Annotated in this window: 22 protein-coding genes; 9 read left to right on the top strand and 13 right to left on the bottom strand. The window is 67.7% G+C overall.

The features are described 5' to 3' along the window. Positions 1 to 27: 27 nt before the first annotated feature. Positions 28 to 1,299, top strand: coding sequence for a prenyltransferase/squalene oxidase repeat-containing protein (locus VD997_17600; protein HYE63810.1), 1,272 nt, complete (start codon positions 28 to 30; stop codon positions 1,297 to 1,299). Positions 1,300 to 1,349: 50 nt separating this feature from the next. On the opposite strand, the gene VD997_17605 is transcribed toward VD997_17600, so the two are convergent. The 8 genes from VD997_17605 to VD997_17640 form a co-directional block, all read right to left on the bottom strand. Further along, a complete protein-coding gene (locus tag VD997_17605) occupies positions 1,350 to 2,861 on the bottom strand; it encodes a CPBP family glutamic-type intramembrane protease (GenBank protein ID HYE63811.1) in 1,512 nt (503 codons plus the stop codon). Positions 2,862 to 2,888: 27 nt separating this feature from the next. Further along, the gene (locus VD997_17610; protein HYE63812.1) at positions 2,889 to 3,809 is read right to left on the bottom strand and encodes a hypothetical protein; all 921 of its coding nucleotides are present in this window, start codon (positions 3,807 to 3,809) and stop codon (positions 2,889 to 2,891) included. Next, a complete protein-coding gene (gene thrS, locus VD997_17615) occupies positions 3,806 to 6,010 on the bottom strand; it encodes a threonine--tRNA ligase (protein HYE63813.1) in 2,205 nt (734 codons plus the stop codon). Before thrS ends, VD997_17610 begins: the two co-directional genes overlap by 4 nt. A gap of 50 nt (positions 6,011 to 6,060) precedes the next feature. Then, the gene (locus VD997_17620; GenBank protein HYE63814.1) at positions 6,061 to 6,297 is read right to left on the bottom strand and encodes a PF20097 family protein; all 237 of its coding nucleotides are present in this window, start codon (positions 6,295 to 6,297) and stop codon (positions 6,061 to 6,063) included. A 167-nt stretch (positions 6,298 to 6,464) separates the two neighbouring features. Next, complete coding sequence (locus VD997_17625) at positions 6,465 to 6,857, bottom strand: hypothetical protein (GenBank protein HYE63815.1); 393 nt, start codon at positions 6,855 to 6,857, stop codon at positions 6,465 to 6,467. Positions 6,858 to 6,884: 27 nt separating this feature from the next. Next, the gene (gene elbB / locus VD997_17630) at positions 6,885 to 7,559 is read right to left on the bottom strand and encodes an isoprenoid biosynthesis glyoxalase ElbB (GenBank protein ID HYE63816.1); all 675 of its coding nucleotides are present in this window, start codon (positions 7,557 to 7,559) and stop codon (positions 6,885 to 6,887) included. A gap of 165 nt (positions 7,560 to 7,724) precedes the next feature. Further along, positions 7,725 to 8,690: a dihydroorotate dehydrogenase gene (locus VD997_17635; GenBank protein ID HYE63817.1), complete on the bottom strand. Its 966-nt coding sequence runs from the start codon at positions 8,688 to 8,690 to the stop codon at positions 7,725 to 7,727. A 57-nt stretch (positions 8,691 to 8,747) separates the two neighbouring features. After that, positions 8,748 to 9,050, bottom strand: a complete 303-nt coding sequence (locus VD997_17640) for a hypothetical protein (GenBank protein ID HYE63818.1) — start codon at positions 9,048 to 9,050, stop codon at positions 8,748 to 8,750. A gap of 247 nt (positions 9,051 to 9,297) precedes the next feature. On the opposite strand from VD997_17640, the gene VD997_17645 reads away from it, so the two are divergent. Continuing rightward, on the top strand, positions 9,298 to 9,897 hold the full coding sequence (locus VD997_17645; protein ID HYE63819.1) for a hypothetical protein: 600 nt from the start codon (positions 9,298 to 9,300) through the stop codon (positions 9,895 to 9,897). 106 nt (positions 9,898 to 10,003) lie between these two features. Here the strand turns inward: VD997_17645 and VD997_17650 are convergent, their stop codons facing one another. Then, positions 10,004 to 10,192: a hypothetical protein gene (locus tag VD997_17650; protein ID HYE63820.1), complete on the bottom strand. Its 189-nt coding sequence runs from the start codon at positions 10,190 to 10,192 to the stop codon at positions 10,004 to 10,006. Positions 10,193 to 10,333: 141 nt separating this feature from the next. Between VD997_17650 and VD997_17655 the strand changes: the two genes are divergently transcribed. The 4 genes from VD997_17655 to recO all read left to right on the top strand — a co-directional run bounded on the left by VD997_17655 (position 10,334) and on the right by recO (position 12,029). After that, complete coding sequence (locus tag VD997_17655; protein ID HYE63821.1) at positions 10,334 to 10,687, top strand: hypothetical protein; 354 nt, start codon at positions 10,334 to 10,336, stop codon at positions 10,685 to 10,687. A 110-nt stretch (positions 10,688 to 10,797) separates the two neighbouring features. Continuing rightward, entirely contained in the window at positions 10,798 to 10,986 is a 189-nt protein-coding gene (locus tag VD997_17660; protein HYE63822.1) for a hypothetical protein, read from the top strand. Between the two features lie 65 nt (positions 10,987 to 11,051). Continuing rightward, the gene (locus tag VD997_17665) at positions 11,052 to 11,285 is read left to right on the top strand and encodes a hypothetical protein (GenBank protein ID HYE63823.1); all 234 of its coding nucleotides are present in this window, start codon (positions 11,052 to 11,054) and stop codon (positions 11,283 to 11,285) included. A 15-nt stretch (positions 11,286 to 11,300) separates the two neighbouring features. Further along, positions 11,301 to 12,029 carry a DNA repair protein RecO gene (recO, locus tag VD997_17670; GenBank protein HYE63824.1) on the top strand — a complete coding sequence of 243 codons (729 nt, stop codon included), beginning with the start codon at positions 11,301 to 11,303 and terminating at the stop codon, positions 12,027 to 12,029. Positions 12,030 to 12,075: 46 nt separating this feature from the next. Here recO and VD997_17675 read toward each other — a convergent pair whose 3' ends face one another. Continuing rightward, positions 12,076 to 13,305, bottom strand: coding sequence for a pitrilysin family protein (locus VD997_17675; GenBank protein HYE63825.1), 1,230 nt, complete (start codon positions 13,303 to 13,305; stop codon positions 12,076 to 12,078). Positions 13,306 to 13,361: 56 nt separating this feature from the next. Beyond that, the gene (locus VD997_17680) at positions 13,362 to 14,246 is read right to left on the bottom strand and encodes a carbohydrate-binding family 9-like protein (protein HYE63826.1); all 885 of its coding nucleotides are present in this window, start codon (positions 14,244 to 14,246) and stop codon (positions 13,362 to 13,364) included. Between the two features lie 23 nt (positions 14,247 to 14,269). Between VD997_17680 and VD997_17685 the strand changes: the two genes are divergently transcribed. The 3 genes from VD997_17685 (at position 14,270) to smpB (ending at position 17,906) form a co-directional block, all read left to right on the top strand. After that, a complete protein-coding gene (locus VD997_17685; GenBank protein ID HYE63827.1) occupies positions 14,270 to 16,633 on the top strand; it encodes a hypothetical protein in 2,364 nt (787 codons plus the stop codon). Further along, complete coding sequence (locus VD997_17690; GenBank protein ID HYE63828.1) at positions 16,630 to 17,364, top strand: fumarylacetoacetate hydrolase family protein; 735 nt, start codon at positions 16,630 to 16,632, stop codon at positions 17,362 to 17,364. Before VD997_17685 ends, VD997_17690 begins: the two co-directional genes overlap by 4 nt. A gap of 62 nt (positions 17,365 to 17,426) precedes the next feature. Beyond that, on the top strand, positions 17,427 to 17,906 hold the full coding sequence (gene smpB, locus VD997_17695; GenBank protein ID HYE63829.1) for an SsrA-binding protein SmpB: 480 nt from the start codon (positions 17,427 to 17,429) through the stop codon (positions 17,904 to 17,906). A gap of 31 nt (positions 17,907 to 17,937) precedes the next feature. On the opposite strand, the gene VD997_17700 is transcribed toward smpB, so the two are convergent. Then, positions 17,938 to 18,174 carry a hypothetical protein gene (locus VD997_17700; protein ID HYE63830.1) on the bottom strand — a complete coding sequence of 79 codons (237 nt, stop codon included), beginning with the start codon at positions 18,172 to 18,174 and terminating at the stop codon, positions 17,938 to 17,940. An 87-nt stretch (positions 18,175 to 18,261) separates the two neighbouring features. After that, a complete protein-coding gene (locus VD997_17705; GenBank protein HYE63831.1) occupies positions 18,262 to 20,292 on the bottom strand; it encodes a flagellar basal body P-ring protein FlgI in 2,031 nt (676 codons plus the stop codon). Between the last annotated feature and the right edge of the window lie 67 nt (positions 20,293 to 20,359).

The raw sequence follows: 20,359 nt of genomic DNA on the forward strand, positions 1-20,359 counted from the left end.
GGGGTGCCTCATGGCAGGAGAACTCAGATGACGCGTCTCGCAGCAGCGGCAGTGGCGTTGATGGTGTTCGCAGGCGGAGTGGTGGGCGAGGTTCAGCCGGCGCCAGCACCCGCGACGAACGTCGCCCCCGCCGCCAAGCCCGACGCCGCGGCCATGGCCGCGAAGGCCATCGCCTACCTCAAGAGCCAGCAGGACCAGGCCAGCGGCGGCTGGGCCGTCAACCCGCAGGGGCCGAGTTTCCCGGCGATCACCGGGCTGGTGGTATCGGGGATGCTGTCGGACCCGAGCATCAAGCAGGACGACCCGGCGGTAGCCGCGGGCGTTAAGTACATGCTCGACAAGGTGCAGCCCGACGGCGGCATCTACGACAAGGTGCTGCCCACGTACAACACGGCCATCTGCCTCTCGGCGCTCTCAAAGGTGAGCAGCCCGCCGCAGGTGAAGTCCGTCATCAAGAACGCGCAGGACTTCCTCAAGACCCTCCAGTTCGGCGAGGGCGCCGTTGTCCGCCCGGACCTCAGCGAGTCCGCCCGCCCCGTCGACAAGTCGCACGCCTTCTACGGCGGCTGGGGCTACGGCAGGCACGGCCGGCCCGACCTCTCCAACACCGGCTTCGTGCTCGAGGGCCTGCGCGACTCCGGCGTGCCAAGCGATGACCCCGCGTTCCAGCGGGCGCTCGTGTTCCTCCAGCGCACGCAGATGATCGAGCAGCACGACGGCATGAAGATCAACGAGGCGCCGTACGCCAAGGGCAGCAGGCAGGGCGGCTTCATCTACGCCACCAGCGTCAACAAGGACGAGGTCGGCGTCGGCCAGACGCAATCGACCCTCGGCCCTGTCGAGGAGACCCTCGACGACGGCACCAAGGTCAGCCGCCTGCGCGCCTACGGCTCGATGACCTACGCCGGCTTCAAGAGCTACGTGTACGCCGGGCTCAAGAAGGACGACCCCCGCGTGCAGGCCGCGATGGACTGGATCAGCCGCAACTACACCCTGACCGAGAACCCCGGCGCGGGCGAGGACGGCCTGTACTACTACTACGTGATCTTCGCCCGCGCCATGCAGGCCCACGGCGAGCCGATCATCCGCGTCGTCAACAAGGACGGCTCCACCACCGAACGCCGCTGGGCCGCGGACCTGGTCGAGCAGCTCGCCAAGCTCCAGGAGCCCGACGGCTCATTCCGCCCCATGAAGGACGGCGCCCGCTGGATGGAGGACAACAAGGTGCTCATCACAGCGTACTCGCTGGTCGCGCTGGAGGCCGCCCGCGCGGACCTCGAAAAGCACCCGGTGAAGTGAGTGGAATGCGAAGAAAGCCCAGGGATCATGATCCCTGGGCTTTGGGATGGCTACTTGATCGCGACCAGCACCCCGATCTGCACCGCGGTGATGGTGCCGTTGTGCAGCGCGTGCGCCAGCATCGGCCCGATGATGCTCCCGCGCCACTCCCGCAGGTAGCCGTACACCAGCCCGCCCAGCGCCACCTGGATGATGCCCTGCGTGCCGTACGGGTGCACGATCCCGAAGATCACCGCGCTGCTCAGCACGCGGGCGACCAGCGGGAGCTTCGTGGGGAACGCCCGGTGCAGGCAGCCGCGGAAGAAGATCTCCTCGAACACCGGCGCCCAGATGCACGCGCTGATGGCCCCGAAGATTACAGGGATCCAGCTGTTGCTCAGCGGCTGCTCGAACATCGGGAACCTGGTATCCGTCGCCGGGTCCTCGCCAGCATCACCGGTGAACATGCCCAGCAGCAGGTAGTACCCAAAGAGCAGTGCCACACCCGCGAAGTACCCCACCAGCCCTGCCGAGATCTCGCGCCCGATCCCGTCCTCACCCGCGGTCAGCCCGATGTCAACGCGCAGCTCCTCCGCCGTCACCCCCCGCAGCAGTGGGCAGAACACCGCCAGCACGGCCGTCCACAGCATCAGCTCGTGCACCACGAACGCCCACGCCGCCGTCTCCCCGAGCAGAAGCAGGCCCACGCAATCCATGGTCACAAAGCCCAGCAGGAACAGCGCGAACGCCTCCGCGTACACGTGGCGCGGCACCGTTGTTACCGGGATGCCGTGGCTGTGCCCGCGCATCTTCAGGAGCAGGATCACGGCCAGGACCACGCCAAGGAACAGCCCGACCCATTCCCACAGATTGATGAGCGTTCGCAGGGTGCTGAGCTTCCCCGCACCGGTCATCGTCGCCCACCGCAGCGGCTCGCCCGCGGGCTGCTGGTGCGAAAGCGCGAGGTCGGCGAACCACTCGTGGCGCGAGCGAAGCGACTCCTGCACCTCCGCCGGCAGCGGCTCGAGCCTCCCCTTCGCGGCATTCTCGTACCACGGCTTCAGCCACCCGATGTCCCTGGCCAGGTCCCCGCCCGGGCTCGCCTCTTCCGAGAGTTTCTGGAGCCGCTGGGCCGTCTCCGCCGGTCCGAGCAGTTCCCCGGCGACGATGGCCGCGCGGAACCGGTCGGTGCGGCTGACCGCCAGCCTGTCGATGTCGGTGATCGCCTCCCTCGCGACCTCGCGCGGGACTGCGATCCCGTCCCAGCGGTCCGGATGCTCGATGTCACCCCAAGGCTGCCGGCTCGACTTACCTGAAGGGTCGTTGCGGTGCAGTACGTGGAATACCTGCTTTACCAGCATCTTCGACGTGACGGTCAGGTCCGCGACGCCCGGGTCGGGCACGTCCTCACTCCGAACGACCTCCGCCATCGGCGCGTTGGTCGTCTGCGAGTGGAACGACGACGTCAGCTGCTGAAGCAGGATGACCAGCGGGAGCAGGACGAGCACGGCGATCGGCGCTGCCCGCTTCATCCATACGTTGAAAGGGTCATCCTCTTTGTAGGCCGAAGGGAAAAGAGACATGCAGGGGCAGGATAACAGGAGCCCGGCTTACCGACGCGGCCCGGAGCTTTTCCGCCCTCTGAAGTGCTCGGCCTCGGCCTTGGCAGCCGCGACCATTGCCTTCCGCAGCCTCTCGAACTCCTCGACGTCCGCGTCTTCTTCGAACTCGTACGAACCATCGCTGAACGAGAACTTGCCCGCCCTAGCATGCAGGAACTCGAGATAAGCGACCGTCGCATCAGCCGTCTGGGTGCGGAACTCGCAGTCCTTGACGGCATCGCCCAAGTCACCCAGTTCGCCGCGGAACTCGGCGACGAGCCTCCCGAGGTGCTCGTCCGGGCACCCTTCCTGCCGGAGCACTTGAAGGTACTTGGCCTCGGCGCTCGTGATGATGGCGCAGTTGTTGCGGTTGCTGCCCTGCATCGCTTTCGCCAGCGTCAGGCGGCTGGCAATTTCGGCGTCCTCCGTGAGAGTTGCCGGCCTGACCCCGCCCGCAGCCGCAAATGCATCGGCGTCGGCGCGGTACTTCTTTGCGCCCGCGATCATGTCGTCCGCGAATCGGCGCGACGCGCGCTTTGAAGCTTCTACCGCTTTCTGCCCCTCCGCGACGAGCTGCCGGCCCCGCTCGACGTTCTCCGCACGCCTGACGGAGATCCAACCCAGAAACCCAAAGAAGGCAAGCATGCACACCACGAGCGTGATGTTAAAGACGCGATTCGACTTCCCCGAGATCCCGTACGCGATCGCTGACACGATGAGCCCCACGAGGATCGCCGCGACCGGCGTGAGGACGCCCACGAAGGTCGCGTTCACCTCCGCCTTCCCGGTCAGCACGCCCGTCACCCACAGGGATGCCAGAACCGCCGCGCCCATCAGCAGTGCCGGCGCTGGATGGAGGCGCAGGCGATGGGCGCGCTTCGGAGCCGCCCCGGGTTCACCAGCGGGCTTCCCTTCGGTCGGTCCGCTCACGGCCTTACCCCCGGCACCGCCCCGCGCTCCGTGATTTCGCGCTGCACTTCCTCCACAAACCGCGCCAGCGGCATCGCCCCCAGGTCCTTCTCAATGCCGCGGCAGCGCACCGAGACGTTGCCGCCCTCGGCGTCGCGCGGGCCGACGATGAGCATGTAGGGCACCTTCATGTCCGCCGCTTCCTTCACCTTGCCCTGGATGCGGTCAGGCCCCGCGTCGATGGTGGCGCGCACGCCGACGGCCTTGAGCGCCTCGAGCACCTTGTGGGCGTACTCGTTGGTCTTTTCGCTGATGGGCAGCACGCGGACCTGCTCGGGCGCCAGCCAGGTGGGGAACGCGCCGGCGAAGTGCTCGATGAGCACGCCGCAGAACCGTTCCATGCTGCCGAACGGCGCGCGGTGGATCACCACGGGCCGGTGCGGCTTGTTGTCAGGGCCGACGTACGACAGGTCGAAGCGGATCGCCATGTTGTAATCGACCTGCACGGTGCCGAGCTGCCACTCGCGACCGATCACGTCCTTCACCACGAAGTCGATCTTGGGCCCATAGAACGCGGCCTCGCCCGGCTCCTTGCTGAACGGCACGCCCAGCGACTCTGCGGCGGCGATGCAGGCGGCTTCCGCCTTGTCCCAGTTCTCCTTGGTGCCGGTGTACTTGTTGCTGTCGGGGTCGCGCAGGCCGACGCGGACGCGGTAGTCCTTCATACCCAGCACGTTGAAGATGATCTTGACCAGCGACAGGCAGCCCTGCACCTCCGCGGGGATCTGATCCTCGGTGCAGAACAGGTGCGCGTCGTCCTGGGTGAAGCCGCGCACGCGGGTCATGCCGTTGAGCTCGCCCGACTGCTCCCAGCGGTAGACGGTGCCGAACTCCGCCAGCCGCACCGGCATGTCGCGGTAGGAGTGGGGGGCCGAGGCGAAGATCTTTGCGTGGTGCGGGCAGTTCATGGGCTTGAGCATGAACCCCTCGACCAGCTGATCGTCGGGCATCACGCGCGACTTCTCGATGGTCTCCTTGCCGGTTCGCTCGTTGATGCCGCGGGCCAGCCGCTCCGACACACCTTCGACGCGGTGCATCACCTCTGAGCACGAGCAGGTGGCGAGGCGGTCGAGGGTGTCGCGCTCGATGATCGGGGGGAACTGGCTGTCCTTGTAGTACGGGAAGTGGCCCGAGGTCTTGTACAGCTCCAGACTGCCGATGTGCGGGGTGAACACCTCGGTGTAGCCCTGTTTCTTGAGCTCGGCTGCGATGAAGGTCTGCAGCTCCTTCCGCACGATCGAGCCGTTGGGGGTCCACAGGATCAGCCCCTGCCCCACGGCCTCATCGATATGGAACAGCCGCAGGTTCTTGCCAATGACGCGGTGGTCGCGGGCCTTGGCCTGCTCGAGCTGGTTGAGGTACGCATCAAGATCGGCCTGGCTGGCGAACGCGGTGCCGTACACGCGGATGAGGCGGTCGGAGTTCTCGTCGCCGTGCCAATAGCTCGAGGCGAGCGACATCACGCGGGCCGCGCCGATGCGCCCGGTCGAGGGCACGTGCGGGCCGCGGCAGAGGTCTTCCCAGTTCTTGCCCGGCTCGCCGGTGGCGTAGAACGAGAGCGCGTTGCCCCTGGTGGCACCGGTCTCCTGACCGGTGTTCTTTTCGGCCTGCTTCGGACCCTTGTACACGCTGCTGGGCATCCCCAGCGCCCGCTCCGCGTTGTCGACCTTGTACTTGTTGCCCTCGGCGCGGAGCTTCTGCAGCCCCTGCTGCGAGTCGATCTCGTAGCGGGTGAACCGGCGGTCCTCCTTCACGATCTCTGCGATCCGCCTGTTGATCGCCTCGAACTGCTCGCTGGAGATCTTCTTGCCCTCGGGCACATACATGTCGTAGAAGAAGCCGGTGTCGGTGGGGGGGCCGTACGCGAGCAGCACGTCCTTGCCGATCACGTCCTGGATGGCCTCGGCCATCACGTGCGCGGCCGAGTGCCGCATGAGGTACAGGGCGTCGGCACTGGCCTGCTGCCCCGCACGCGGCGCGGTGACGATCTCGAGCTTCGCGTCGCTGGTGATGGGTGCCGAGAGGTCGCGCAGCTGGCCGTCAACCTTGACGCCGATCGCGGCCTTGGCGAGGCCCGCGCCGATGCTGGCGGCGACCTCCGCGCCGGTCACGGGTTGATCGAAGGACTTGGTCTTGCCGTCGGGGAGGGTGATGGTGGGCATGGGCAAATCCGCAAAGGGCAAAGGGCAAAGGGCAAATAGGAATCGGCAGATTAGCTGGGATTGCTGGGGGCGTAGAGGCGGAGGGCTTCGCACTCGGGGCAGCGGTAGGCGACGACCTTGTAGCCCTGTTTGACCTGCGAGCGCTTCGCGTCCCCGGACCAGAAGCTCGCTTCCGGCGTGCCGGGGCACCAGCGCGGCAGGTGGATGGAGTCATAGTGTCCCATGTCGGTCAGGAATCCGGGCTCCATTTCCTTCTGGCACACGAGGCACACAGGTTTACCCGCCATTGGTCGAAACTCCTGCTACGAAAAAAGCCCGGTCATTGCCGGGCTTTGTGGGATCGGTGCTGGCCGCGGTTGCCGGTTAGCCGCGGTGTCGGTCAGGGGTCGTCGTCGTAGTCGTGGTGGTGTTTGCCCGCATACTGGCCAAGCGTAGGCACGCACTGCTCCGCGGGTCAGGCGGAGGCGCTCCCGCACTCAGGGCACGCTGTAGAGGGCGGCAGCCCCGTGCGGTCGTACCCGCACCGGCACCTCGCGGGGCCGCTCAGCGTTCGGTTGATCACCACCCGCCGCAGGGCCTCCCAGGAGAGGGCTCCCGCCGCGACCGCCGGCACGACCGCACACAAAGCGGCGATCGCATCGCCCCCGCGCCCGTGCAGTTTCGCTGTGAGCCCGGTTCTGACCAGCACCATGGGCAGTATCACCAGAACCGCGAACGTGACCACCATGAACAGGAAGAGGCCAACCGTTGCGCACCAGCCGCTGTTGAACCGCTGGAGGTAGTGCCACCGCTCCCTCTTTGGCAGGTGAGCCAATGCCGGGTGCTTCATGGGCGAGCGGAGGTCCATTGGATGATCACCAGTGCCGTCACGCTGCTACTTCGCCATACCCACCACCGCGTCCACCATCTTGCCGATGCCCTCGAACACCTCGTGCGGCCGGGCGTCGAACATGTACGCGGGCGTCGTCACGACGCGGTTGACCTCGTCGGTGTAGGCCTCGGCCACGCTGCGGGGCACGTGCGTCGCCCCCATCGTCTTGATCGCCTCGGCGGTCTGCTCGTCGGTGCCGATGGTGACTTTCACGCCCGGGCCATCCTTCCGCGTGCCGAGCACCCGGGCCGCGAGCACCGGCGCGATGCAGCACAGGCCCACTGGCTTCTTTGCGCCGTGGAAGGCCTTGAGGACGCGGCTGATGTCGGGCAGCACCTCGCAGTCATGGCCCTTGCTGGCGAAGTCGCACAGGTTCTTGGCCGCGCCGTAACCGCCGGGCAGGATGGCCGCGGAGAACTGGGCGGGGTCGAGCTTTTCGAGCGGCGTGATCTCACCGCGCGTGATCCGCGCCGCCTCCACCATCATGTTCCGGGTGTGGCCGGGCTGGGCTTTGTTGGTCGCGTGGTTCACCACGTCCTGCTGCGGGGCATCGGGCGCGAAGCACCGGAACTCGCGCCCGTGCTTCGACAGGTGGATGAGGATGCTCACCGCCTCCTGGATCTCGCTGCCGTCCATCTTGCCGCAACCAGACAGAATCACCGCGATTGGGAGAGGCATGGTGTGCTCCTGGATTGCAGATAGTACATCGCTGACGCGAAGGCCCTACCGCGGAGGTTGCGGAGTAGGCGGAGTTCCGCGGAGAAAAAACTAGATCAGAGTTTCAGACTCCGCGCGACTCCGCCCCCTCCGCGAAACTTCCGCGGTGGTGCCTTGAACTCCCGCTCAGAGCCGCAGCCCACCCACGAGGTCCCCGATGCTCGCCGCGTGCTGCCGCGTGAGCCACTTTTCCAACCCTATGGCCACCTTGTGCGGCGTCTTGGGGTCCGCAAACAGGGCCGTGCCGATCTGCACTGCGCTCGCCCCCGCCAGAATGAACTCCGCCGCGTGGTGCCAGCGCGTCACGCCGCCGATCCCGATCAGCGGCGTCTGCGTCTGCTTGGCGATGGTCCGGTGCACGTCGTACACCAGCTTTACGGCGACATTGTGCACCGCCGGGCCCGAGAGCCCGCCCGTCACGTTCGCCAAACGCGGCCGTCTCGTCTCCACATCAATCGCCATCGCGGGGATCGTGTTGCTGATGCACAGCCCATCCGCCCCCGGGCGCGAGTTAGGCCCGCCCGGCTCGCCACCGGGTTCGATGGCGGCGCGGGCGATCTCCGCCATGCCTGGCTTGCCGCTGGCGATGGGCGAGAGCTTTACGAACAGCCGCTTGGTCTTCAGCACCGGGCGCACCTCGCGGATGAGCTGCGAGAGCTGCTCGGTATCCGCCGAGAACTCGCACCCGCCGTGCACGTTCGGGCACGACACGTTGAGCTCCAGCGCCGGGATCGACGGGATCGGCTCCAGCGCCGCCGCCACGCGGCAGTAGTCCTCGATCGAGTACCCCGCCACCGACGCGATCACCGTCGTCGGCACCTGCGGTACCCGCGGTGCGTAATCGCGCACGAAGGCGTCCACGCCCACGTTCGCCAGCCCGATCGCGTTCAGCATCCCCGCGTCCGTCGGCAGGATGCGCCACGTCTGGTTTCCGTCGCGTGGCTGGGCGGTGATCGACTTGGTCACCACCGCGCCCACCCGCGAGAGGTCGAGCACATCGGCGAGCTCGCTCAGCGTCCCCGCGGTCCCGGCCGCGAGCATTATGGGCGAGAACAGCGGGATCCCGGCAAGATTGGTGGAGAGCGAGGGCACGCCCAGAGCGTACCCGGCAGGATCAGCCGGGGTGCGACGGGTCACCGCCCGCGCCGCTTACTCCGACCGTCGAATCCACCCCGGAGGGTCGCTCGCCGGGAACGACTCCTCCGAGGCTTCCGTCACCACGTCATCGATGTTCGCTGCGTTCCCGCCCTTCCGCTCGCCGCTCTCCTCCCTGGCCACGGGCTCGGGCTTGGGGTACTGGTGCGGCGGCGGGTTGATCTCCCGCCCCGGCGTGTTCGTCGGCTGGGCCGACGCCGGTGACGGGCTGGTGGTGGGGGTGTTGTAATCGGACGAGGTGGGGCGCTTGCCCTCGCTCTCCCGGTTGTGCTCGTACTGCGGGCTGCGGTCCTGCATGGAGTCCTCCTTTGGTCTCTTCATACGCGACCGGTACAAGCGCGGCCGGTAGTCGAGGTCAGCAGAGTCTCAACTCAGCGGGAATCGGATTGAGGAACACCAAGTGGGGCACACGCACCCGGGCCAAACACGGGAGATTCATCGATGCCTTAGCGGTGGCAGTGAGAGTGTGGGTTCAGGAGCGGTGTTCACATCAAGCACAGAGCCCGCACGCGGTTACAGCGGGCACATCACAAGGAAGAAACGCATGAAACGCATCGCAGTTCTCACCATCGGGGCGATGATGCTGGCCGGCTTCACGGCCTGCGAGCAGTCCAACGACAACAACGCCGCCCGGCGCGGCAACGTGCAGCGCAACCAGGGCACCACCACGACGACGCCCAGCCCCAGCGCGACCAACAACGACCTCAACACCGGCGCCGGCAGCAACCGTGGCACCAGCGGGTCCAGCGGTAGCAGCCAGACCGCCATGCACACGCAGATGCTGACTCAGTGGAAGTCAGAGATCGGCGACGTGCAGACCCGCGTGCAGGGCCTGCAGACGCGCATCGACAGCTACCAGGGCACCGACAAGGACCAGATCCAGCAGCAGTACAAGGACCTCCAGCAGCAGGTCCAGCAGCTGAACACCCAGGTGCAGACCTTCAACGTCAGCGACACCGGCAGCTTCGATCAGTTCAAGAATGACTTCACCACCAAGATGAACCAGATCAACCAGCAGCACCAGCAGCTGGAGCAGAAGCTGAACCAGGCGCCGATGAGCGACCCCAGCACCCCGCCCTCGGATACGCAGCCGACCGAACCGGCCCAGCCCGAGAGCGACCCCGCGACGCCGCGCAACCCCTGAGCCGCGCCGCGTGACACTTGAACAGAGCTGAAGACCAGGGCCCCCTCGCGGGAGGGGGCTTCTTTCGTTTTGCTCCGCGATGCACTTGCCGCACCCGCAGGCTGTTTCACCGCTCCGGTGTATCCGGGCTGTTCAGCGGCGTCGCCCCGAACCCGCCCGTGTCGTGCGATTGATCGGACTGCTGCTGGTGCGGCCGCGGCAGCGGCGGCGTAAACCCCCGCTCCTCGTCGGCGGGGTTGTAGCAGCCCGCGATCGGCAGCAGCACGAGGCACGTCACGACGGCGATGGATCGCATGCCTCAAAGGTGCCACAGGTTGGGCTACTCGCACACGGACCACGACCGTCCGGGCACGGTCGTGCCAGGTTCCCCGCGAATGAAGCTGGATTCGACCCGGTCACACGCGAGCCGGTGGGTTGGGCGGGGTATGGTGTAGGCATGAGCGGGGCCCAGCAAGTGCTGACATGGACGGTGCTTCTCTCCCGGTGGATGGAGTTCGCCAAGTCCTCCGTTGCCCTGCCCAAGGGCGGCGAGGCCGGACGCGTTCGGCGGGCCGTGCCCGCCCTCATCGGCCTCCAGGCCGTGACGTACGCCCTCGCCGAGGTCCCGCTCCTGCCCTCCGAAGAGCAGAGCTTCGCCCGCGACCGCGCCGAGGTGCTCATCAAGCGCTACCAGGCCGAGCTCCACGGCATCTGGGAGGGCGAGCCCCTGCCCGAGGCCATCGAAGAGAGCGTTAGCGACGCCCTCGCCTCCCTCGCCGTGCTCGAGGCGAGCCTGCACAACTGGGCCTGAGCAACCGCCCGCCGCCCCGTCTGCGGCGTTCTCGGGCCTCCGGTTTGCCTGCACCGGCGGCAAATATTTCGTAACTTCCCATCAGCGGCGTGGACTTCGAGGAGTCTGCCATGCGCAAGCTCGGCGTGCTGATGATCGCTCTCGGGATGCTGCTCTTCCTCGGCCCTGTCGTCGGGGCCAGAGTCGAACTCCTCCGCTGGACCGCGGCCGTGGACACCTGGGGCCCCATGGTCGGCCTCATGATCAAAACCGTGGTCCTGGTCATGGGCGTGGTCATGTCGCTCTCGAGCAAGGCCTAGCTCGAAGGCCCGGTCCCGGTATGCTGGACCCGGCCCGCGCCAGACCCGCGGGCCGGGGAGGCACCATGCGAAGCTGGGGCATCTGGTTCATCATCATGGGCGCGGGCTCGTTCCTGCTGCACTACATCAACATGGAGTTCATCCTGCTGAGCTGGGTGGACCTGTGGGGTGCCACCATCGGCAACGTCATCCGCGTCGGCTTCATCGCGCTGGGCATCGTCATGGTCGCCCTGGGCCGCCCCGACGCCGACGCCCCCGTGCAGAGCACCCGCCCTACCGACCAGCCGCCGCGGCCGTAACCTCTCCGCGTGGCGATGGTCACCGACATCGGCGTGTGTATCCGTCAGTGGGACTGGTCCGAGACCAGCCAGACGGTGTCCATCTTCGGGCGTGATATCGGCATCGTCCGCGGCCTCGCCAAGGGCGCGAAACGCGAGAACGCCCGCTTCTCCGGCGGGCTCGAGGTCATGACCCGCGCCGAGTACATCGTCTCGCTCAAGCCCACCGAGGGCCTGATGACCCTCGCCGCGTGGGACCTCCAGGAGACCTTCCCCGCCGCCCGCGCCTCGCTCTCGGCCTTTTACTCGGGCATGACCATGCTCGACCTCGTGCACCACGCCCTCCGCGAGCAGGACCCGCACCCGGAGCTCTTTGACGCCCTCCTCGCCGGTCTTCGCGGCCTGGGCACCCCGGCCGGCGATCGCGTCAGCCTGCTTCGCTTCCTCTGGGCCGTGCTCGGGGAGACCGGCCACCAGCCCGAGCTGGTGCGCGACGTTGACAGCGGAACCGAGCTCGCGCCCGCACGCTCCTACGCCTTCAACGCCCGCCTGGGGGGCCTCACCCGCGACGCTGGCGAGGGTGGCACCGGCGTCTGGCGCGTGCGTGCCGAGACCGTCGAGCTGCTGCGGGCCGTGGCCTTCCAGCAGTCCCTCGAGGCGGGCGATCTCGCGGGCGTCGAGCGCGCGACCAAGCTCCTCGCCCTCTACTTCCGCGAGGTCTTCGCCTGCGAGCTGCCCTCGATCAAGGTCTGGCTGAAGGACTGAGGACCCGGGGAGGCGGGCTTTCAGCCCGCACGATCAGTCCGAAATATCACGCCGGGATCAACCGCCCCGTCGTGCAAGGCTTGATCGGGAACGCCGCGGCCGTCGCCCGCAGGTCGTCCAGCGTTACCGCCCGGATCTTCGCCAGCTCCTCCTCGAGCGTCGAGTACTTCCCCAGGTACGTCCACTGCCGCCCCAGCCGGTGCATGCGGTCGTGCGGCCGCTCTCCGCCGATGGTCGCCCCCGTCGCCAGCTTGTTGAGCAGACGATCCAGGTCCTCCTGCGAAAGCGACGCCACCAGCCCATCGAGCTGCTTCTCGATCTCGGCCCAGATCTCGTCCGCACGCTCCGGATCACCGGATGCGTACACGAAGAACTCGCCGAACCCGTCGTGCGGGTCGAAGCTCGCCTGCGCATCCTCCGCCAAGCCCGTCTCGATCAGCGACCAGTGGAATCGCGAGTTGTCCGGCGCGCCCACGATCTGCGCCAGCAGCGCCGCGGCGTACCGCCGCTGGTCCGCCATCGCCGGCGCCCGGCACAGCCCCAGCATGTACGCCCGGTTCACCTTCTCGCTCTTGATCACCAGCTCACCGCCCGCGATCGGCGGGTCGGCGTTGTCCCGCCCGATGCTCGTCGATTGCCACCGCCCGCACAGCGCCTCGATCTGCCGGCCCACCTTATCGAAGTCCATGTTCCCCGCCAGCGCCACGATCGTGTTGTTGGCGCTGTAGCGATTCTCGAAGTAGGCCATCATCTCGTCGCGCTTCATCGCCTTGATGGAGTCGTCTGTCCCCAGCACGCGGTGCGACAGCGGGTGCGTGCCGAAGTGCTTCTCCAGCGTCGCCTCGTACAGCACCCAGAACGGGTTGTCCTTGTACATCGCGATCTCTTCGAGGATGACGCCTTTCTCCATGTCGAAGTCGGCCTGCCGCAGCGCCGGCCGCATCATCTGCCCCAGCATGTCCATGCCCGACTCCAGGTACTCCGGCAGCACGTGCGCGTAGAAGCAGGTCATCTCGTTGCTGGTGAACGCGTTGTTCCGCGCCCCGATCTCGTCAAAGCGACGGTTCAGCTCGTCGGCCGAGATCGTCTCCGTCCCCTTGAACATCATGTGCTCGAGGAAGTGCGACACTCCCATCAGCGGCGTCGACTCGTCCCGCGCCCCCGTCTTCACGAAGAAGCCCGCGGCCGCGGTGTGGGCGTTCCGGTCCACCTCCGCGATGATCGTGAGTCCGTTGGGGAGCCGGTGCTGCTGGAACGAGACGGTGCCTGTCGCCATGGTCCGAGTGTACGGGCACGACCGCTGCCGGTGGGGAGGGCAGGTGAGCGCGGCCGCTAACGTGCCGCGGGTTTTCCGGACGCGGGTTCACTCGCAGCCGGCTTCACCGGAGTCTTCGCCCCGGGCGCCGCCTTCGTCTCGGTCCTCGGCTGGTCCTTTGCCGCGGGCGTCCCCGCCCGAAACTCCACCACCCCCCAGCGCTCCGGCAGGTGCATGTCGATCAGCCCCATCGGCGACCACACCCAGTTGTGCTCGGGCCTGCCGGGCACCTTCACGTACTTCCCGTGCTCGATCGTCGTGTCCCACTCCACGCGGGAGAAGTTCACCTTCCACTGCTCGCCGTGCTTGGGCGCCTGCCGCTGCTCGCCGGCGTTGAGTGCCGGCTCGTGCACGGTGAACGCCGCCCATGGCAGCGCGATCTCCACATCCCACCCGCGGTCCGTGTCCGACGGGTCGTTGGTGGTCCCGTGCACCTTCACCGCCGTCTTCAGCCCCGCAATGTCGAACTCGTTCTCCCCCTTCCCGCCCTGCCGGTACGGCTTCCGCAGCAGCAGGTCCCACACCGTGTTCAGCGCGTTGACCTCCAGCTCGTAGTAGTTCTTCGTGTCGCACGAAGGGTTGAGGAACACCTCGAAGTCGTTGTCGTGGAAAATCACCGAGTCCCGCTGCGTGAGTGTCGCCCACACGTGAGGCTCTTCCATCTCGGCCGCGATGTAGAAGTGCGTGTCGTCCCAGCACATCTTGACCCGTGTGCGGTGGCGCGGGCGCGGCTTCAGGTCCCCCTCAATGTCCACGAAGTCGTCGGTCCACTGGAACGCAGCCCACTCGGGCTTGCCGATATCGCCGTCGATCACGATCGCCGTTGGCGTCCGCTCGCACGCGTACGTCTTGAAGGCCGGAGCTGGCGGCAGTGGGGGAGGCGGGGGCGGGGGCTCGAACATGGGCCGATGGTACCATCGCACCCGTGCACACCGTGGACCTCAGCGGCAACACCTGGACCGTGCGCACCGACAGCGCGGAAGCTCCTGCGCACGTGCGCGCCCGCGCCTTCGCCGCCCTCGTCCCCGGCTGCGTGCATACCGACCTGCTGCGCGCGGGCGCCATCCCCGACCCGCTCGTCGGCACCAACGAGCGCGAGACGCTCTGGATCGGCGAGTGCGACTGGGTCTACGAGCGGACCTTCACGGTCGCCCACAGTCACACCGAACGCCCCCGCCTCGAACTAGTCTGCGACGGCCTCGACACCATCGCCGAGCTGCACGTGAACGGCACGCCCATCGGCACGGCCGCGAACATGCACCACCCGCACCGGTTCGACCTCCGCGCCGCCATACAAATTGGCGAGAACCGCATCGCCATCACCTTCCGCTCCCCCCTCAAGCACATCCGCACCGAACAGTCCCGCCTCGGCCCCCGCCCCGTCAACGGCGACTGGGACCCCTACATCTTCATCCGCAAGCAGGCCAGCAGCTTCGGCTGGGACTGGGCCCCCAAGCTGCCCACCAGCGGCATCTGGCGCCCCCTTCAAATCGAAGCGTGGAGTATCGCGCGGATCGCCTCCGTCCGCCCGCAGGTCATGCGACTGGACGCGGAGCGCTGGCGCGTCTCAACGCACATTCAACTCGAGTGGGCGGACGCACAAACCCAGGCGAGCAACCTCCTGCTCGGCGCCTGCCTGCGGGGACCGGACAATAACGGCCCCAATAGATGCGATGAGTGGGACTCGGTCGTGCCAACGCCCGGACAGACAGAGTTCACGCTGGTGCACGAGGTTGACCGCCCGCGCCTGTGGTGGCCCCGTGGTTACGGCCAGCAGCCGCTGTACGCCCTCGACGTGGCCCTCCATACCGATGAGCCGCGCGAGCCCTGGGGCGTGGCCGACGGGTGGAACGGGGCCATCGGCTTCCGCGAGGTGCGGCTGCGGACCGACCCCGACGCCCACGGCACCTCCTTCGAGCTCATTGTGAACGGCAGGCCCATTTTCTGCCATGGCGCTAACTGGATCCCCGAAGGTCCGTACGCCGCAACTGCAAGTGACGAAACCGTGCGGCAGCGCGTCCAACAGGCCGCGTCGATGGGCCTGAACATGCTCCGCGTCTGGGGCGGCGGCATCTACGAGTCCGACGAGTTCTACAAGGCCTGCGATGAAGTGGGCATCCTCCTCTGGCAGGACTTCATGTTCGCCTGCGCCATGTACCCCGAGGAGCCGCCCTACCCCGCGCTCATCGAGGCCGAGGCCCGGCAACAGGTCTCGCGCCTGTCGCCGCACCCCAGCGTCGCCCTCTGGTGCGGCGGTAACGAGTGCACCTGGGCGTACGAGGCCTGGGGCAACGCCCCCGGCGAGCGGCCGTGGAAGGAGCGCCTCGACGGCCGCACGTGGGGACGCGGCTACTACCTTGACCTTCTGCCGCGCATGGTCAAGGAGCTCGACCCCACGCGCCCGTACTGGCCCAACAGCCCCTGGCCCGGGCGTGAAGGACTCGGCGGCAACTCGCCGGCTCACGGCGACCGCCACACCTGGGACCTCTCGCTCGACGGTTACACCACCATCGTCCCGCGCTTCGTGAGCGAGTTCGGCCACCAATCCCCGCCGGCCCGCGCCACGCTGCTGCAAGCTCTCACCCCCGAAGACCTCACTTTGCGATCCGCCGCTCTCGAGCACCACCAGCGGGCCACCGGCGGCACCGAGCGTCACATCAACGCCGCCATCCGCGCGACCTTTGGCGAGCCGCGCGACTTCGATCAGTGGCACCTCTGGGCGCAGCTGCTCCAGGCCCGCGCCGTCTACACCGGCTTCGCCTGGGTGCGGGTAAACCGCCGCCGCTGCATGGGCGCCCTCGTGTGGCAGCTCAATGACTGCTGGCCCGGCATGAGCTGGTCGCTGATCGACTCCGCGGGCATCGAAAAGCCCGCCGCGGCGGCCGCCAGGCACGCCCTGCTCCCCCGACAGCTCTTTCTGTTGAACGTCAGCGGATCGCCGCACCTCTACTCCGTCAACGACACGGACGAGCCATGGGACGCGCCCGTCACCGTGCAAAGGCTGAGCTTCGCAGGCGAGGTGCTCGCGCACACCAGTCTCGCGCTGAGCCTCCCTGCGAGGGCAGCCCTGCACCTCGGCCGCATGCACGACATTGTCGGATCGCCGCACCGCCCCTCCGCCGAGTTCTGCACCGCCGCGGCCGCACCACTAAAGGCCAGCGCGTTCTACGTGCCCGACAAAGAGCGCGAACAACCCGCCCCGCTCTCTGAGATCGACGCCCTCGCCATCAATCACTGGCGCAACACGGCTGCCATCAAGGACGCCAATCTCGCTACCCTCCACCCATGAACCTCACCCGCACACCTTTCGGCGTCGCCGTCAACCTCCCCTCCGGCGAGCTCCTGCCCATCCGCCACATCATCGGCATCGGCATGAACTACGCGGCCCACGCCAAGGAGCAGGGCAAGGGCGTCCCTGAGCGGCCTGTGCTGTTCACCAAAAACCCCTTCGCCGCGAGCCTCAGCGGCGACGACATCCGCATCCCCAAGGTCTGCCAGGACCGCCCGCAGGTCGACTTCGAGGCCGAACTCGGCGTGGTCATCGGCACGCAGCCCGGCGGCGCGTTCGTGCGCGACGTGCCGAAGGACAAGGCCCTCCAGTGCGTCCTCGGCTACGTCTGCGCCAACGACGTCTCCGCCCGCTGGTGGCAGAAGGAAGGCTCGGGCGGCCAGTTCTACCGCGGCAAGTCCTTCGACACGTTCTGCCCCATCGGCCCCAAGGTCGCCACACCCGAGCAGGTCGGCGACCCCAACGCCGGTGGGGGGCTCCGCATCCGCTGCCGCGTCAACGGCCAGTTGATGCAGGACAGCACCACCGCCGACATGATCTTCAATGTCACAACCCTCATCAGCGAAATCAGCCGCGGCCACACCCTCCTCCCCGGCACGCTGATCGTCACCGGCACCCCCAGCGGCGTCGGCATGGCCCGCACCCCCGCCGTCTTCCTCAAGCAGGGCGACACCGTCGAGGTCGAAATCGAGAAGATCGGCACGATCACGAACCGAGTGGTCCAGGAGTAACCCGACTTCTCCTCTCCCCTCCTCTGCCTTCCTCTGCACTCCCCCGCGCTACCGTTCCCCAGATGGCCAAGAAAAAGGCTGACCAGGACCACACACCCTCCATCGAGAACCGCAAGGCCCGGTTCGATTACCACATCGGCGACACGCTCGAGGTCGGCATCGTGCTGCGCGGCTCGGAAATCAAGGCCGTGCGCGACAGCCAGGTCTCCCTCGGCGAGGGCTACATCCTCGCCCGCGAGCAGCCTCTCGAGCTCACCCTCCTCAACGTCAACATCGGCGAGTACGCCCCCGCCGCGGCCCTCGGTCACAAGCCCACCCGCGCCCGCCCTCTCCTCGCCCACAAGCGCGAGATCATCAAGCTCGCCCACGAGGTCAGCAAGAAGGGCATGACCATCGTGCCCCTCAAGCTGTACTTCAAGAACGGCTTTGCCAAGCTGCTCATCGGCGTGGCCAAGGGCAAGGCCAGCCACGACAAGCGCCAGACCATCGCCGAGCGCGAGAGCAAGCGCGACATCGACCGCGCGATGTCACGCCGCCGCTGATATCCGCCCGTGACATCCAGCAAGCCGGGACTCAGCTCTTCCCCCCCGGCCCCTTCGCGCCAGCCTTCCCATGCCCGCCCTGCTGCGGCGTCTGGTTGTGCAGGGTGCCGCGCGCCATCGCGTCGGTCTGGTTCTCGTCGGCCTCGTAGTTCTGCGCGGGCTGATCGCTGCCAATGCCCGCCTTGCGGCCCTCGTGCGCCTGCCGCTTGTCGTCGTGGTCGCCCTTGCCAAAGCCGGGGGTGGGGGGCGTGTTGCCGGGGTTCGCCATGTGATCCTCCTTCACAGAGGAGTGTGCGCACCGCGCCTCGGCGTAGGCTGAAATCGAGCCTCAAACACCGCCCACCGGCACACCGGCTCAGGTGCGGAACCGCTCCCCTTCCTTCTTCCGCGCCTTCTCCACCTCGTCATCCGTCGCCGGCGTGATCGGCACGATCTTCGGCGCGGGCCGCGTCGGGTCCGGCGCGGCCACCACATCCGCCCCCTTGGGCTGGATCACCACCAGCTCACGATCTTCGGGCGACTCCGGCCGCTGTGCAATCTCCGAAGCGGACTTCGCTCCCTGAATACGCGCCTTGAGCTGATCGATCTCCGTCGCGAACGCCGCCCGGGTCCCCCCCGCCTGCTGGATCAGCTGGAGCGCACCCACCACCTCCGAATACGTGAAGTTCAGCCCCGGCCGCGGGTCCTCCGGCGTGGGCTTGTGCGCCATGTACTCGATCAGCTTGGGGAGCCGGCCGCTCACCGTGCTGATGATCGGGCGCGCCCCATTGGCGGGCTTGTAGTACACCCGCACCTTGTCCGTCGTCTCCTCCGCCGTGAGCATCAGCCGGTCGCCCCACGCCGACACCACCGCCGGGCGTCGCATCTCGTTGTTCTCACCAAACAGCACCACCCGCGGCTGCCCCTGCTGGCTGATATAGATCAGCGGCTCGCCCACCGGCACGATGTCCAGGAAGAACTTGTCCGCCACGAACTCCCGCTCGATCCCCTGAATCGTCCGGCCCGACAGGTTCCGGCTCGCGATCAGCTGCAGCTGCGTCGGAGAGATCCGCGCCTCCGCCGAGTCCGGGTTCGCCCGCTGCATCGCCTGCAGCCGCCGCAGCTGCGTGCGTTCGGCCCGCCCCGCCAGTGCCTCGTACGCCGCCACGCGCACGCTCAGCTCCGGCTGCGCCAGCAGGTCCTTGAGCGCCTCGTCCACCGTCGGCCCCGTGGCGTTGATCTGCCCCAGCAGCGCGATGGCCTGCAGCTGCACCGGCCCCTCGCGCTTGAGCGCGAGCTCCTTGAGGTGCGGCGCCGCCAGCGGGTCCTCCAGGCGCGCACCGGTCCGCAGGGCGGCCAGCTGCACGCGCGTCTCCGGAAAGTCGTACAGCTCGCGCACGAACGGCAGCGACTTGACGCCGATCGCCTCCAGGCACCACGCCATCTCGTCGGCGAGCACCGGTTCGTTCTTCATTCCTTCGACGTAGCGGCGGGCGTACTGCTCGGGGAATCCCTGCTCGATCTGCAGGTGCCGGATCAGGCTCAGGAACTCGCCGGGCGTCTGCCGGAAGCGGTTGGGCACGTGCAGGGCGATGCTGCCGCCCGCGCCCGTGCGGTCGTCGGGGCCGCTGCGGCCGCGTGCCGTCGCGACCGGGTCACCCGGCCCCGCGGGGAAGCGGCTGTTGATCGCCGACACCATCGCCCGCGCCCGCGCAAAGCTCGGGTTCATCAGCACCATCTCGATTGCCAGCGGGTTCGCCACCCGTCCGCCGGCGAGAATGCGCCCGCTTACACGGGCCGGCGACGGTGCACCTTCTTCCTGCTTCTCGAAGGGGTTGATGAAAATGGGTCCCTTGGCCACGGCGATCCGGCGCGCCTGCACACCGCCGAACGCGTTGGCCTGCCCCAGCCGCAGGTCGGTCGTCCACAGCGTGCCGCCCTCCAGGCTCGATGCGTTCAGCGCCTGAACGTACACGTCAAACGTCGCGTTAGCGGGCGCGCCCGGCGGGATCGCCGCCTGCACCAGCACCACCGCCACGTTCTTGTCCCTCAACACCTCGCGCGGGCTCTTCCCAGTGATCGCGTCGTTGCCCAGCTCGTTGGCCTTGCCGATCTCGTTGAGCCCCATCTCCCGTTCCATCGTGGCCGCGATGGAATCAGGCAGTACGTCGCCGCCTGTGCCGTTCAGCCCTACGACCAGCCCGTAGCCGGAGACCAGGACCGGCTCGATGCCGCGGAACTCGACTTCCGCCCCGATCGTCCCCCGCAGCAGCGCCGGCACCTCCTTGACGGGCACCTGCACCTGGCGGGGCTTGGGCTTCTCGCCCGATGAGCAGCCAACAACAGCCAGGGCCGCCAGGGCCAAAGCGGGGAACATCGCCAGCGCAGGGGCGCTCTTCAAGGTCATAACCATCTCCAGCACGGCCGCTTTGGTCACCGGGCACGCACGTCGGCACGCCCAGTTCACCACGGCC

Source organism: Phycisphaerales bacterium, assembly GCA_035627955.1.
Lineage (GTDB): Bacteria > Planctomycetota > Phycisphaerae > Phycisphaerales > UBA1924 > JAEYTB01.